At 52.9% G+C, this 13146-nt stretch carries 8 protein-coding genes; 7 read left to right on the top strand and 1 reads right to left on the bottom strand.

From position 1 onward, the window contains the following. Positions 1 to 564 precede the first annotated feature (564 nt). From OHL20_RS20250 to OHL20_RS20235, 4 genes are all read left to right on the top strand, one after another. Positions 565 to 1086: a helix-turn-helix domain-containing protein gene (locus OHL20_RS20250; protein WP_263385115.1), complete on the top strand. Its 522-nt coding sequence runs from the start codon at positions 565 to 567 to the stop codon at positions 1084 to 1086. Next, positions 1083 to 1631, top strand: a complete 549-nt coding sequence (locus OHL20_RS20245) for a hypothetical protein (protein WP_263385114.1) — start codon at positions 1083 to 1085, stop codon at positions 1629 to 1631. Before OHL20_RS20250 ends, OHL20_RS20245 begins: the two co-directional genes overlap by 4 nt. 59 nt (positions 1632 to 1690) lie before the next feature. Beyond that, complete coding sequence (locus OHL20_RS20240; RefSeq protein ID WP_263385113.1) at positions 1691 to 3142, top strand: flotillin family protein; 1452 nt, start codon at positions 1691 to 1693, stop codon at positions 3140 to 3142. Between the two features lie 77 nt (positions 3143 to 3219). Then, the gene (locus tag OHL20_RS20235) at positions 3220 to 3894 is read left to right on the top strand and encodes a PspA/IM30 family protein (RefSeq protein ID WP_263385112.1); all 675 of its coding nucleotides are present in this window, start codon (positions 3220 to 3222) and stop codon (positions 3892 to 3894) included. Positions 3895 to 4381: 487 nt separating this feature from the next. Here the strand turns inward: OHL20_RS20235 and OHL20_RS20230 are convergent, their stop codons facing one another. Then, a complete protein-coding gene (locus OHL20_RS20230; protein WP_263385111.1) occupies positions 4382 to 5473 on the bottom strand; it encodes a PP2C family protein-serine/threonine phosphatase in 1092 nt (363 codons plus the stop codon). Between the two features lie 530 nt (positions 5474 to 6003). On the opposite strand from OHL20_RS20230, the gene OHL20_RS20225 reads away from it, so the two are divergent. The 3 genes from OHL20_RS20225 (at position 6004) to OHL20_RS20215 (ending at position 13067) form a co-directional block, all read left to right on the top strand. After that, positions 6004 to 6141, top strand: a complete 138-nt coding sequence (locus tag OHL20_RS20225) for a hypothetical protein (protein ID WP_263385110.1) — start codon at positions 6004 to 6006, stop codon at positions 6139 to 6141. Positions 6142 to 6923: 782 nt separating this feature from the next. Beyond that, positions 6924 to 9926: a TonB-dependent receptor gene (locus OHL20_RS20220; RefSeq protein ID WP_263385109.1), complete on the top strand. Its 3003-nt coding sequence runs from the start codon at positions 6924 to 6926 to the stop codon at positions 9924 to 9926. A gap of 90 nt (positions 9927 to 10016) precedes the next feature. Then, the gene (locus OHL20_RS20215) at positions 10017 to 13067 is read left to right on the top strand and encodes an amidohydrolase family protein (protein ID WP_263385108.1); all 3051 of its coding nucleotides are present in this window, start codon (positions 10017 to 10019) and stop codon (positions 13065 to 13067) included. Positions 13068 to 13146: the final 79 nt, after the last annotated feature.

The raw sequence follows: 13146 nt of genomic DNA, 5'->3' as shown, positions 1-13146 counted from the left end.
TCAGAGCTATCGGAGCGCTGTGGATCGTGGCCCTCACATTTGATTTCGAGAGCTAAAATCCTCAGTCCAGCAAATTATGTCCACGTCACTATGAGCCACACATGACCGTGTAAAGACTAAAGCTATAACGACTGCAGGTCTCCACACTTAGTTCTCTCCCGTTGCGCCTCTGACATGTGTTTCGACGCTTGCTGCCCCATGTTGACGGGGAGAGAAGCGGTCCTGAGTGGCTGTTGCAGGCTGGGACCAAGGGCAGAGTAGCGCCAACGAAACTGCGCGAACGATGGAAGCATCTCGAAAGGCTTGCCGTCAGGTTGGGACACAAACGAGAAGATATTTCACTTGGTACGAATGCTGCGGTACTAGCCGAGCCCGCGGTATAGGCACTCACTTCCACTGTTTCTACTAGAGCTATGGGATCGTAATCGTCTGATCTCATTGCAATGATCTGTGGGAAAGTTAGTGGGCTGCACGAAGTCAGCTAACGACGATTCATGAATTGGACCGATCTTATTGCAATTTGTGATATCATCATTGCGAATTGCAATAGAGGCAATTCTGCTCATGAAGCTCTCAGACAAGATACGCTACCTCCGCGAAGTGGAGGGCTCACTGCGCGGCCTTGATCGCGCTATGACACAGCAGGAACTCGTACGCGCCATCGCTGCCGAGGCAAAAGGTAAAGGGATCTCCCAGTCCTATCTTTCGCAGATCGAATCCGGTGCACGTCCTCACCTGACGAATACGACTCGCCTTCTACTGGCGAAGTTCTTCAAGGTTCACCCGGGCTACCTCGTTGAAGATCCCGAAAACTACCAGTCCGAGCTACGGACGATTGAGGTTCTCGAAGATAAGCTGGATCTATGGCTCGTCGCAGGTGCTGATCGTTTTGGCCGTCGTGATCCTGACCTCTGTCGAGCCTTGCTCGCTCTCGCTCAGTATGAAGATTCGCGGCGCTGCCTGCTTCTTCTTGAGTCCATTCTCAAAACGCCTGCGTTGGTGGATCGCTTAGGTGCAGTACTTGCGCCGATAACTCAGACCGCTAAAAAAGCCTCTCCGGTCTCCAGAAAGAAGTCTGTGAAATGAACACGCTCTACCTTATCTGCTTCGTTCTCGGTCTCGTCCTCAGCCTTATATCCGCCTTTTCAGGATTAGGCCGTCTCCACTTCGGCCACACCCATACCGGGCATCTGCACTCCAGCCACCAAAGTTATCTTTCGGCTCTCAACGGCTTCACGCTGCCGGCGTTCCTCTGCTGGTTTGGCGGCGCTGGTTACCTGCTCCACAACTACAGCCCGTTGATGACCTCCGTGGTCCTGCTTCTGGCGATTGTTGCGGGCCTGCTCGCGGCAGCCTTGTTGTACGCTGCTCTCTTCAAGTTCCTGCTTCCGCGCGAGCGTGTCCTCTCGGAAGAGGACACGCGGATGGAGGGTGTTCTCGCTCGCGTCTCCGACACCATTCGTAGCGACGACGGAACCGGGGAGATACTCTTCACGCAGCTCGATACGCGTCGCTCCGCAGCAGCCCGTAGTGAAACAGGAATACTAATTCCGCGCGGCACCGAAGTGATCGTACTTCGCTATGTGCGTGGCATTGCGTATGTCACTCCACTTGAGCATCACCTCTCCTGATCTCGCCAACGGCGCAGTCTCACTCTTAACCCCTAACCTGCTCTTTACAAGGAACGACCATGCTAACCCCCGTAACAATCGTTGTTGGTCTTTGTGTCATCGCCGTACTTGCCCTGCTCTTCGCAGTCGGCAAGATGTTCCGCAAAGCCGCTCCCAACCAGGCCATTATCGTCTACGGTTTTCGTAAGGCCCGTGTGATCAAGTCCGGTGCGGCAGTCATCTTTCCGGTCATTGAGACGTACCGTGAGCTCACCCTCGAGCTTATGAGCTTCGATGTCGCACCCCAGCAGGACCTCTACACCAAGCAAGGTGTCGCTGTCACTGTCGAGGCCGTCGCACAAATCAAAGTTCGATCGGACAACGAATCCATCCTCACGGCAGCAGAGCAATTTCTCTCGAAGTCGCCTGACCAACGCGAGTCCCTGATCCGTCTCGTCATGGAGGGTCATCTTCGCGGCATCATCGGCCAACTCACGGTCGAGCAGATCGTGAAAGAGCCAGAGCTTGTCGCCGAACGCATGCGCTCTACCTGCATGGACGACATGTCGAAGATGGGCCTTGAGGTCGTCAGCTTTACGATCCGCGAAGTGCGCGATAAGAACGAGTACATCACCAACATGGGCCGTCCCGACGTAGCCCGTATCAAGCGTGATGCCGAGATTGCGACCGCTGAAGCCGAGCGCGATACAGCGATCCGCCGCGCCAACGCACTTCGTGAGGCGGCAATTGCCCGTGCAGCTTCTGACCAGGATCGTGTGATCGCCGAGACAGCATCGCTCGGTAAACAGGCCGAAGCCGAACGGGATCTGGCAATCCAAAAAGCGCAATACACAGAGCAATCGCGTCGTCAGGAGGCGCAGGCCGATAAAGCATACGAGCTCCAGACCAATGTCATGCAGCAGCAGGTCGTTGCAGCACAGGTCAAAGTCCTTCAGATCGAGAAGGAACAGCAGGTCAAGGTGCAGGAAGCCGAGATCCTGCGGCATGAAGCCGAGCTCATTTCGACTGTTCTAAAAGGTTCAGAGATCGAAGCACGTCGCATCCAGAACATCGCAACCGCAGAGAAGGCTCGCATCACCATTGAAGCGGAAGGCCACGCTGCTGCGGCCCGCGCTCAGGGCGAGGCACAGGCCGCTGTCACGCGACTTCAGGGATCTGCCGAAGCTGACATCATCTTCTCCAAGGGCGAAGCCGAAGCCAAGGCGATGAACGTCAAGGCCGAAGCCTACCAGGAGTGGACTCAGGCCGCGGTCGTCGACAAACTCATCAGCAACATGGCCGAGGTCGTCCGTGCGATGGCTGAGCCCCTATCAAAGATCGATAAGATCACCATCGTCTCAACCGGAGCCGACGAACACACCGGTGTCAACAAGCTGACCGGTGACATGACACGCATCGCTGCCCAGGTGCCAGCGCTCTTCGAAGCTCTTAGTGGTATGAAGATCTCCGACCTCATGGCTAACGTAAAGCCAATGCAGCCTCGCGTCGTCGATGCCGAGGACTCCAAGTAATCACGTGGGGCGCCGCTCCTTCTCAGGGCGCCTCTTCGCCTCTTTCCTCAACCAGAAAACCCCCAGGGAGCTCTGCCATGGCACTACTGGAACGCGTCTCGACACTTCTCCGCGCCAACCTCAATGATCTCCTCGCTCAAGCTGAAGATCCAGAGAAGCTGGCCCGGCAGCTTGTCCTCGATATGGAAAATCAACTCATGCAGATCAAGACTGAGGTGGCAATCGCCATCGCCGATCAACATCTCTTACAGAAGAAGCAGTTTGCACAGCAGGAACTTCACACGCAATGGCTGCGCAAGGCTGAACTTGCTGTCTCGAAACAGCAGGACGATCTGGCTCGCGCCGCCTTGGAGCGGGCACTGTTCACCCAGCGAATTGCCGAAGCGCTCGAGCAGCAACATGCCGAGCAGACCGCTGAAACGGAAGCCCTTCGTGCTGCCTACAATCGCCTGCAGCAGAAGCTGTCGGAGACGCAGGCCCGTGTTGATCTTCTGAGCGCACAGCTTCGTCGCAGCAGGGCGGTTCACAAAGCAGCTACAACTCAGAGCGCTCTGCAGACGGCTTCGGCTCAAGCAACGCTCGCTCGCTTGGTTGCCGCCGTCGACGAAGCTGACTCTCGCAATCACGCCTCGCGCGTCTTGCTTGCCGCTTCATCAGAAACACTTGAGGAGCGCTTTGACTCACTCGACCGTACTGACAAGATCGAGGCGCTCCTTCTGGAACTCAAGGAACGCCAGCATCGGCTCGCGTAAATGAAACAATATCGCCCTGCACATAAAGAATCGAAAAATCACTTCGTTAGGCTAAATCATTTGTCGTTAGAGGAGAGTAATTCTGAGATGCCTAGGTATCGGAAAGGGAGGAGAAAATTCTAATTCTTCTTTCGTTGCGGTTCTTCCCATTGGGATGAACACGGGTGGATGTTCCCCCGATTTGCTATACAGAATGTGCTGGTAGCCTTCAAATACAAGAGTTTCCAACTTGTGAAATGGCGCATTATGGGAAACGCTAAGCTCTCACGGATCAGTAGATACAGTCTCAATCGATGTACGATTCGCTACGGTGACTCGAAAGCTTATTACCTGAGACCTGATGATCGCAATATTCTTCATCGCTCCTGAGCCGCGTTGCTGCAGTTTCTTCAAAAGCGTATTGGAGAATCTTCAAACTTAGCGGATAGCAACGGTATTTAGTCAAACGATTCGTCACACTCGATCTTTCATTTCAGAAGCTTTGCCTTCATAGAATTCGAATGAGGAGGAGCGTTCGGTCGTCTTCCTGCGGTCCGAGCGTCTTTACGGCGGTAAGAATCCTGTGTGCGATCTCGTGAAGCGAGAGATCGCGGCTATCCAGAAGGAGTTGTTCAAAGAGGTCTGTGCCGAACTCGACGCCATCTTTCCCTGCGGTCTCAAGAACTCCGTCGGTTGTGGCGACGAGCAGGTCACCGCAGTCGGCGTGGACGACCTGGCTGCGATAGATGGCATGGGGCAGAATCCCGAGTGGAAGTTGCTCATCTGCGAGCCGGGGGTGGGGGTTTCCCGATGCGGCGAGGTGGTAGATGGCAGGATGCCCGGCGAGGGCGTACTCGATGTTGCATCCGGCGCCACTGCAGGGTTGAATGTAAATCGCAGCGCAAGTGGCATACATGTTTGCCTCCTTCACCTTCGGCAACACCTGGTTGAGATTGGTAAAGAGAGCTTGTGGCGAGGGAAGGTTCAGCAGGCTTGTGCGGGCGGCTGCTTTGACCATGCCCATAAGGATGCCTGCCTGGAGACCGTGGCCTGCAATGTCCGCCACGTAGGCGACGGCTGATCCGTTCGGAAGCGTTACGAGGTCTACGAGATCGCCCCCGACTTTATCGCTGGGGATCGACACACCGTAGATTTGAAATCCGACACCAACGGTATCGATGATGGGGACGAGAGTGGCCTGGATGGTATGCGCGAGGGCCAACTCCGTCTGACTGCGAAAGGCGTGCCGACCTTCGGTCTGGATAAAGTAGAAGAACAGGGTATAGGCGAGGGCTGAGAGGATGGTCGCGATAGATGCGTATAAGCTGACCACCTCACGATAGCTGGGGTTTGTCCAGACGAGACCGCTGGCCGCAAGCAGAGATGGCATCGCTTTGATCACAGCGAGTTGTGACAGGATGGCGATCGGGAAGTATCGGGGTTTGCGGGTGGCTAACACAATATAGACAACACCCATGACACCCGTGAGCAGCGCTGAAGTTGAACTACGCAGAAGGTCGGTCGCATGCTCTCCACGAATATTGGAGATGAAGCCTATGGATGCGAAGAGGCAAAAGACAGCGGCGCACAGCAGGGCCATGCGCCTCAGCTTAATGGACCGAAAGTATGCGAAGCGCTCTTTGCGGGCAGTGGTCCAGATGCTGCTTTGAATGCGGTCGCGGATGGATTCCAAGAAAGACACGATAATGGGCTGAGGATAGCAGAAGACGAGAGAAGGTCCTGCGCACTGATGCTGATAGACGCTTTTCGTTTGTGATCTCTCAGCTGAAACCGGCGGGCGCGGCCGGGTGATCGTTGCGAGAGCACAGTCTACATCTTGCGGGTACACGTTTGTCTTGTAGTTGTGCGGGTTGCGGTGAGTCGATACCTCTGAGGATAAGATTGATCCCTGCAAGAAAATTTACTCTGTCATCGTGATGTCGGATCTGCCCGGCTGCGCTTCGTGTAAACGGATGTGGCACTCCTTTATCGATTGGCTGTTGGAAAGACAGGCCGCATGACGACCTAACCATGCGGTGGAAGAAGAAGGCGTGTCACGGAGTGACATCGTAGAGACAACTGGCAATGGGCTGAAGCTGCCGGCAGTTTCGATCTCTTCAGACAAGGCTGGTGAACACTGAGGATATCGCGCGCTTTGCGATGCTGGACATGCCGGTTTCGAGCAAGTGGACGCGCAAGATTCTGGGATGGGAGCCAACCGGACCGGGGTTGATCGAAGACCTCACGAACATGAGGTACTTCGAATAGCTCCGCACTGATTAACTTCAGCCATCGTTTGTTGAGACAAGAAGGGCCTAAGTTCTGTGAGCCCTTCTTTGCAACTAATTTAGTGTCGATAAGTAGTCTTCTCGCCAGCTGTTTGCTGAGTACTACTAGCCGTCAAACCGGTGCAGCACAGCACGATGCTGCCCATGCCCAAAATCTACTTGCGGAGCAGCAGCACATCCCGGCAACCTCGACGATTTGCTCAATCACGGCCCACGGCCACCCGTCATTTCAACACTTGAGGTCGTTCAGCCCGTCCTCTCGCCTCTTCAAAGAGAGAGGCTCCCCATACCTATGGCACCAGTAACGGCAGTAAAACAGAGGAGCGCCCGAACGGTCTCGATGTTCTTAGGGCGTCGCGGGATGGACTGCTGGTCAGCCCCTCGCCAATCACACCCGAAGCCGCAGACAGGTAGTAGGTGCGCTGCACCTATGCTGGAACTTGAAATGCGCATGGCGCTTCGCGCTCTCGGTACCAGTTTGCTCATCGCACTTTCCGTTGGCTGTCGATCACAACCAAGATCCTAAAGATCTGTGGGTTCAAATGGCTTAGCAATTTTATTAGCAGCATCCTCAAAGCCATGCTATTCTCCAATTCATCCGAGTCACAATATGTTTTTAGAGCAAGCAGGCTCTCCGCTTCTTTATGTGTCGAAGCGAAGAATTCTCTCCCTACCCTTTCGGGGCTAGGGGCTCGTCTCACCATTGTTCAAATGCATGGTCCGTTTACTCCTCACTATTCGAAACAACTGGAGGATCACCGAATGCGTTTACGCCTTACACTCATCTTGCTGTTGGTCATGAGCATTTCAGTGTTGTCTCCTCTGGCTTTCGCCCAACAAACCGGTTTAAGTGGTGTTATCACGGACGGGCAGGGCGGCGTTTTGCCAGGTGTAAATGTGGAAGTGAAGAAGACAGATGGATCATCTTTCTTCTCTAAGACCAATGAGCAGGGTGCCTACGTGATCCCGAGCCTGCTTGCAGCCGAGTACACGATCACGGCATCGGCACCGAATTTTGCTACAGTGCAAAAAAAGATTCAATTGCTTGTTGGACAACTGGCGCAGGTCGATCTTTCTATGCCTATCGCAACTGCGACATCTGCGGTGATTGTGGAAGCTAGCGATGAAATGGCGATCGATACAACTTCTTCTGTGGTGTCCGGCAATGTAACTCCAAAGGAGGTTCAAGATGTGCCCATCAACGGGCGCAATTACATCAGTCTGTCGACACTTGTACCAGGCATCAAAGGAAACTCTTTTGGTGATGTCCCCGTTTCTGGGGGAGATGCAGAGACAGGGAAAGTTCAGATCACGCTTGATGGCCTTCAGGTTTCACAAAACTCAGTTGGGTCAAGCTTTGGTCAGCCGCGATTTTCGCAGGATGCCATTTCACAGTTTCAAATAATTACGAACCGGTTTGATGCGACGGCTGGTCGCTCCGCTGGAATCTATGTAAATACACAGTCTAAGGTTGGCACTAATCTCATCCACGGCGGAGCTTTCGGTTATTTTCGCAACTCGTTCTTCAATGGATCGGATCCTATCGCTAAGCGAGTGCTCAACTTTTCCGACCAGCAATACGGCGGAACATTTGGCGGGGCTATCAAGAAAGACAAACTCTGGTACTTCGGATCCTATGAAGGCGAGCATCAACCGAATACGTTTACTGTTACACCTACGGTGACGAATGTTCTCTTTACGCATCCCACGCTTCTTCAAATTAATGAGTATCTTGGTCGTGCCGACTATCAACTCAATGATAAGAATCACATCTTTGCGCGCGGCGATGCATTTAACTACAGTTCAAGTTATGATGGTGCGGCTGATCCCAGTACGGCAAGTTCCGATGCACGAAATAGTTACGGTTATGTCGCTGATTGGAATCGTAATGTCAGCGATCATTTCATCAATGACTTGCACGTGGGCTTCCATTATTTCAAAACAACATTTCTCGAATTAAATGAAAGCCCTGTATTGCAGCTGCCAAATCCTACGATTACTATAGGAGCGCCTTACAACCGCCCGGAGACATTCACGCAGCCGACACAACAGTACCGCGACGATATTTTTTGGCTCAAAGGAAAGCACAATATTAAGGTTGGCGGAGAGTTCTTATATCTTGTCAACAATGGATATTTTGGACAGAATGTACGTGGCTCCTATAGCTGTACAAAGACCGGTACTGCGGCACCTTCTTATGCAACACTTTTTCCAAATGGAACGACCGACTCTTCAACTTGGAACTATGCGTATCTACGTTCCTACTGCACTTCCATCAGTTACGTAAAAGGCTTTGGCAACTACACTATCCATATTCCACGCAAGATTATTGGCATCTGGGCACAAGACGATTGGAAGATTCTCCCGCGTTTCACCGTCAATCTTGGCGTTCGATATGATAATGACATCGGTGCGTTCCTCAACAACCTCCGCTTCAACAATGGTCTTCTCACTCCGACAACAAATCCCAACCTGAATTTCGCGCCACGGCTTGGATTTGCATACGATGTCTTTGGTGATGGAAAGACGTCAGTCCGGGGTGGAGCCGGTCTCTACTTTGCTGACATCAATGCAAATCCAACCATCGACGACCAACTCTTCAATGGAGTTACAACGGTTCAAGCGACCGTAAGCAATCCTACGAACCTGGCAGACCCCTTTGCAGGACAGGATCCTCTGGCTAACCCTAGTCTCTATCAGCAGACCCCTCAATTCCTAGCGCAAGGCGCAAGCACGCCCTATTCACTGCAGGCATCTTTCGGCATGGCGCGACAGCTCCCCATGAACACAACCATGACTGCGGATCTTGTGCATACGCGGACTTACAACGACTACATACTCCTGGACGGAAATCTACTCCAAAATCCGACGAATCCTCAACGAAATTTAGATCCTACCTTGGCGCTTTCTCCCTCAACTACGCGCGTGTGTGCTAACGGAGCGATATCGCTTGATACCGTTACAAACTTTGCGACGGCCAAGAACCTATGCAATCAACACTTCGGTGGATCATCTGCAGCCACGGGTGGCAATCGACAATTCACTACGACTCCCGGTGCAGGCATGCTCTCTGACGCTCTTCAAATAGGTGTGAAGCATGCAACGACAAAGGGGTTTACGGCTGCAATTGCATATACCTGGGCACGTACCAAGAATTCTACAAATGGGGCATTCTCTTACCCCAACAAGCCTTTCTTGCCAGGCATACAGCAGGAGTGGGCAAATGGTACAGACGATCAACGTCATACGCTGACAGTGAACGGGCAGTACAACTGGAAGTATGGATTGATGCTGTCTGGTCTCTATCACTTCGGATCCGGTCTTGCCTATGCGACTACCTCCGGGAACTCAGGCGTAAATGGCTATACTGCCGCAACGCGAACGTTTGCTGCCAATACAACACCGATTGCACCGGGCCAGACTTGCCCCGCTGCTCCCTGTATTGTCATATACGCTCCCTTGTCAAAGGTATCGTTTGACCCCGGATATGGATATTGGGTCATTCAACGTGATGCTTTCCGAGGCCAGGCTTATCACCGTCTCGATTCCAGATTGCAGGAGTCCTTTACTTTGCACGATCGTTATAAAGCGATTGTTGCAGTGGAAGCTTTCAATCTTCTCAACCACTCTAACTACGCTTCCTACGGAGGGGTTGCTACTTCCGCTACTGCTGCGAACGGTTATGGAATACCAACCGCTGCCGGGTCCAGCGCCTTGGAATTCTCTGCGCGATCCCTGCAATTTATCGGACGTCTTCAATTCTGATCTCAGACCTAGAGAACGAGCTTTAGCAGACCGTCTCGAGTTGGTCTTATGACAATGGTTCAGAGTACAGCAACCACAGGAGCGACATTGATGAAATGGAAGAACGGGACATTCAGTCTGATCATTTGTGCTAACACGTTAGTGCTGAGCGTTTCCGCCCTCCATGGTGAAGTCGCCCCCACACAATCCTCGCCAAAAAAGCAGACCTTGATTGATGTCACCGTGAGTGAGGGAACGTCGATGTCCGTAGGAGTATCTCCTGACGGCAAGACGGTCGCAATGGATATGCAAGGAAGTATCTGGACAATCCCCGCATCAGGAGGAGTTGCAAAGCGGATCACCTCTCTCTTTAACGATGCTCGGCAGCCTACATGGTCCCCTGATGGGAAGTGGATCACGTTCTTTGGCTATCTGGATGGGGGTTACGATATATGGACCATAGCGCCAGATGGCACCAACCAACACAAGCTTACCTGGGGGCCCTACGATGATCGTGAGCCTGCTTACTCTCATGACGGTACGCATATCGCATTTGCATCTGATCGCGACAATCCTCTAGGGAGCAGTTACAACATCTGGACACTCGATCTTCGTAGTGGTGAGCTAAAGCGAATGACCAATGATCCCTCCGAAAATCACATGCCTACCTGGTCCCCAGACGACAAAGAGATTGCGTTCTCGTCGACCAGGGATGAGGGAGAGGCCATCTGGGCGATAGATGTAGCAACTGGCAACGAGCGGAAGGTTTTGAGTGCCCATGGCACGGTGAGCGCGCCATCATGGGGTCCCGATGGCAAACTCGTGTATCACAGCACTAGCGGTAATGGAAGCCAGCTTGAAGTCGATGGGAAGGCCATCACCACTGCGGAAAATGCCTTTCCTTTCCGCGTTTCCTGGGATTCATCCAACGAGTTTTTCTATGTCTCCGATGGAAAGATTCGCAAGCGGTCGCCAGGTGCAAATGAATCGCGAACTGTAGACTTCAGAGCAACCATGCAGGTGATGCGCGCTTACGGCACGTACGTTCGACGCAAGCGCGACTTTGATTCAACAGCGCCCCGGCCAGTACTTGGGATCGTCCGTCCAATGATTTCGCCCGATGGAAAAATGGTGGCATTTGCGGCTGTTGGCGACATCTACGTGATGCCAATCGGTGAGAAGCCGGTGAATATCACGAAGGATAAATTTCTCGATACAGACCCAGCGTGGTCTCCTGATGGCCGCCAGCTTGTGTATTCGTCGGATAAGGGCGGCAACCATCTACAACTTCGTATCTACGATGTTGAAGCTAAAGTCGACCGTCAGCTAACAGATCTGCCCACGCAACCACAAGGGGCGTCATGGTCTCCCGATGGAAAGCGGATTGCCTTCTTCGACGTAGACAACGTTTGGCGCGCGGCACAGGTGTCGGTAGTTGATGTTCAAACGGGTAAAGTGACAAAGATCCATGAGACGTTGAATGCACCGGGAATGCCAACTTGGTCCCCCGATGGCAAACGGATTGCGCTGGCAAATATTGCGCCGTACTCCAAGACGGTTCGCGAAGGCACAAACCAGATCCTAACGATGTCTTCTGAAAATGGTGCAGACAAACCAGATGACAAATGGTTTGTACCCGTGCCGCACCTCTCAATCGACTCCCGCGGCTATTGTGGACCTGTATGGTCCCCAGATGGAACGAAGATGGCTGCAATCTATGAGGGCGTCCTCTCGGTATGGCCAGTGACGGCTGCCGGCGAGCCTCTCGGGCCACCTCGCCATATTACAAGCGAAATCGCTTACGCCCCAAGTTGGCAGGGTGACTCCGAACACATCTTGTATCAGTCGCTTACTAAGCTGAAGACAATCGATATTCAAAGTGGCGAAGTACATGAGGTGCCTCTAGACCTGAGATACACTCCTTCGATTCCAAAGGGTCGGATGATCGTCCATGTAGGCCGTCTGGTCGATGGTAAAAGCCAGACAGTGCGAACCGATATGGACATCGTCATCGAGGGCAATCGGATCAAGGCCGTAAGAAAGCACTTGGCGGGTACTGTTCTGGGAGCCAAAATGATCGATGACTCACACTATACGGCTATGCCAGGTCTGATCGAATCTCACTCTCATTTGCAGAAAGATTATGGTGAAGCAGAGCATCGCGCTTGGCTTGCTTTCGGTATCACTACAGTGCGAAGCCCGGGCAGCACACCATACGAGGCCGTGGAGGATGTCGAAGCCAACGAGTCGGGCGTACGGCCAGGCCCTCGTCTTTTCAGTACAGGCTATCTCTACGAGTGGGGACGGACTTACTACAAGATGGGCATCGCGATATCCAGTCCTGCTCATTTGGAACTAGAATTGCAGCTTACCAAAGCACTTCAACATGATCTGCTGAAGAGTTATGTACGGTTACCTGATCTACAGCAAAAACGTGTCGTCGAATTTGCCCATAGCATCGGAATTCCGGTGACAACTCACGAAATCTATCCAGCCGCCTTCCTTGGGGTGGACGCAACAGAGCACATTACTGCAACGAGCCGGCGAGGGTACTCTCCCAAGCAGGGAACACTCCAAAGAAGTTATGACGACGTTGTTCAACTCTTTGGTCAATCGCAGCGCTACCTCACTCCGACCGCATCGGCACCTGGTCTCAAGAAACTGTTCGCCAGCGAACCTGAGCTCAAGAACGATCCACGCTTCAACATCTTCGCGGAATGGCTACGCCTGCAGGCTACCGGGCAAGTAGAAGGTGAAGGAGGAGGACGAGGGGGCCGAGCCGGTGCTCGTGCTGCTGCGGCCAGGAGTGGCATCGGTGGTGTCAAGATGGCCATTGATGCAATGCATGCCGGGGCAAAGATCGTTGCCGGTACTGACACGCCTAACGCCTTTGCTCTACACGGGGAACTCCAAACGTATGTCATGGCAGGCATGACACCATATGAAGCTCTTAAGGCAGCAACCGTTACCCCCGCAGAAGCTCTGAACCTGGATGCCGGGTCGATCGAAGTTGGGAAGCTTGCGGATATTGACATTGTGGACGGCAATCCTCTAGAAGATATTGCTAATGCACATAAGATCAAAAGCGTGATTGCGAACGGAAGACTATTTGAACTAAATGATCTAGTTACCGGAAATACGACGTCTTTTGTAGCTAAGTAGGTCTAGCTCGCAAATGACACGAAGCAGGATGTGCACCTGTAACTCAACTGGAATTCCGAACGCTTGGCAGACTGGCATC

The sequence above is a fragment of the Granulicella arctica genome, from assembly GCF_025685605.1.
In the GTDB taxonomy this organism is placed as follows: Bacteria; Acidobacteriota; Terriglobia; order Terriglobales; family Acidobacteriaceae; genus Edaphobacter; species Edaphobacter arcticus.
Note: the sequence above shows the minus strand (reverse complement) of the source record. Positions and strands in the feature narration are given on the sequence as shown.

Excerpts from the sequence above, each read along its gene's own strand:
- OHL20_RS20250 (WP_263385115.1), top strand. The coding sequence starts at position 565 with ATGAAGCTCTCAGACAAGATACGCTACCTCCGCGAAGTGGAGGGCTCA.
- OHL20_RS20245 (WP_263385114.1), top strand. The coding sequence starts at position 1,083 with ATGAACACGCTCTACCTTATCTGCTTCGTTCTCGGTCTCGTCCTCAGC.
- OHL20_RS20240 (WP_263385113.1), top strand. The coding sequence starts at position 1,691 with ATGCTAACCCCCGTAACAATCGTTGTTGGTCTTTGTGTCATCGCCGTA.
- OHL20_RS20235 (WP_263385112.1), top strand. The coding sequence starts at position 3,220 with ATGGCACTACTGGAACGCGTCTCGACACTTCTCCGCGCCAACCTCAAT.
- OHL20_RS20230 (WP_263385111.1), bottom strand. The coding sequence starts at position 5,473 with ATGGCCCTGCTGTGCGCCGCTGTCTTTTGCCTCTTCGCATCCATAGGC.
- OHL20_RS20220 (WP_263385109.1), top strand. The coding sequence starts at position 6,924 with ATGCGTTTACGCCTTACACTCATCTTGCTGTTGGTCATGAGCATTTCA.
- OHL20_RS20215 (WP_263385108.1), top strand. The coding sequence starts at position 10,017 with ATGAAATGGAAGAACGGGACATTCAGTCTGATCATTTGTGCTAACACG.